General features: G+C 60.4%; 3 protein-coding genes. All 3 read left to right on the top strand.

The genetic code is table 11. The features are described from left to right. The first annotated feature begins 224 nt into the window (after nucleotides 1-224). Entirely contained in the window at nucleotides 225-491 is a 267-nt protein-coding gene (locus tag L0G76_RS16200) for a DUF3263 domain-containing protein (RefSeq protein ID WP_092106158.1), read from the top strand. A gap of 2 nt (nucleotides 492-493) precedes the next feature. Beyond that, nucleotides 494-1,078, top strand: a complete 585-nt coding sequence (locus L0G76_RS16195) for a LytR C-terminal domain-containing protein (protein ID WP_304358149.1) — start codon at nucleotides 494-496, stop codon at nucleotides 1,076-1,078. A gap of 346 nt (nucleotides 1,079-1,424) precedes the next feature. Further along, the coding region (locus L0G76_RS16190; protein ID WP_304358150.1) for a cold-shock protein at nucleotides 1,425-1,544 on the top strand (120 nt) is incomplete at its 3' end.

Raw genomic sequence — 1,544 nt, 5'->3', positions numbered from 1 at the left:
CCGCGGACGATTGGTCGGACATTCGACCCACTCGGCTGTGGCGGCTCACGCATTGCGGTGAGTCACCTGCAGCAGGGTGGGTTGTCTGGTTCTCTGCCGATGGGCGATGCCGCCGGACGAACGGATGCGCGTATCGGCCCCGTGGCGGCGCGCCGGGAATTTCAGTCTTGTCCTCCGGGCGATAATATAGAGGCAACGATACTTCTCGAAGGAGCACAACATCTATGCCGCAGAACCAAGACGCCCCCGAACTGAGTGAGCTCGAGGTGTCCGTTTTGGAGTTCGAGCGGCGGTGGTGGAAGTACGGTGGAGCCAAAGATCACGCGATCCGTGAGCGCTTCGACATGTCGGCCACCAGCTACTTCCAGATCCTCAATTCCCTGCTCGACAACCCTGCGGCTCTGGCCAGTGACCCTATGCTGGTCAAGCGCCTCCGTCGCATTCGCACCACGCGGCAGAGCGAACGTGCACAAGCCCGCGTCTCGAGGTAGACATGACTGACGAATTCGACGAGATCGAAACCGGACGACGCAGTGGAGCCCATCGGCAGGACTCCGCAGCGCAGTCGAACGTCGGTGCCATTGCGCTGGTCATCATCCTCGCACTCGTTGCCGTTCTGCTGGTGGTCGCGGCCATCAACATCATCACCTCATCGATGAAGAACCCCGAGTCCGATGTCGCCGACTCCGGATCCGACAAATCCGCCTCGGCGAGTCCATCGCCAAGTGAGAGTGAAGTCAGCGTCGCCGACTCCTCACTCAACGTCGATGTCCTCAATGGTTCCGGAGTCTCCGGAGTCGCGCAGGACTTCTCCGAGGCGGTGGAGGAGAAGGGCTGGAGCATCGGCCAGGTCGGCAACTACTCGACCGCACTGACCGTTTCGACTGTCTACTATTCAGGCGATGACAATGCTTCCCAGGCGAAGATGGTCGCCGATGCGCTCGGCATCGAAGCCACCGAGGCGTCGACGGACTTCGACGCCGACATCACCGTCGTCATCTGTTCGGACATCGCCGACCGCGGCCCCGAGCCCAGCGACGGCGGCTCGGAAGAAGGCGGTTCAGGCGAGGACGGCTGAGGCCAGGGCGCCGAGGCGAGGACGTCTGAGGCCAGGGCGCTGGTCGAAGCCGGCCGATTCGGTCCAGATTTGCCGGGCTGTGAACGCCTCGAATACGTCTATATAACGAATCAGTAACAGTGTTGAAGGGCCGGGGGACCAGTCCGGTGCTGGGGTAGAGTTGCATCAGCTAGGCAAGCACTGCCCTTGTGTTCTATTCGTGCTTCACCGAGATCATTCTCTAGAGGTCAATGAGGGAAATCGCGGGGTCGGTTGAGTTTTACTAGCTTCCGCTGTCTGCAGTGCGGCCGGATCGGCCGCAATCGGATGGTGGAATGTCAATGACACTGCACTGTATGGAGAAGTAATGGCACAAGGTACCGTCAAATGGTTCAACGCCGAAAAGGGCTACGGATTCATCACCCTGGAAGGCAACAACCAGGACGTGTTCGTTCACTGGAGCGCAATCCAGATGGACGGCTACCGC

The sequence above is a fragment of the Brevibacterium picturae genome (assembly GCF_030453725.1).
Lineage (GTDB): Bacteria > Actinomycetota > Actinomycetes > Actinomycetales > Brevibacteriaceae > Brevibacterium > Brevibacterium sandarakinum_A.
This window is presented reverse-complemented; position numbering and strand designations above follow the sequence as displayed.

What these genes read in the sequence shown, in the direction of transcription:
- L0G76_RS16195 (WP_304358149.1), top strand. Translation starts at nt 494, where the DNA reads ATGACTGACGAATTCGACGAGATCGAAACCGGACGACGCAGTGGAGCC.
- L0G76_RS16200 (WP_092106158.1), top strand. Translation starts at nt 225, where the DNA reads ATGCCGCAGAACCAAGACGCCCCCGAACTGAGTGAGCTCGAGGTGTCC.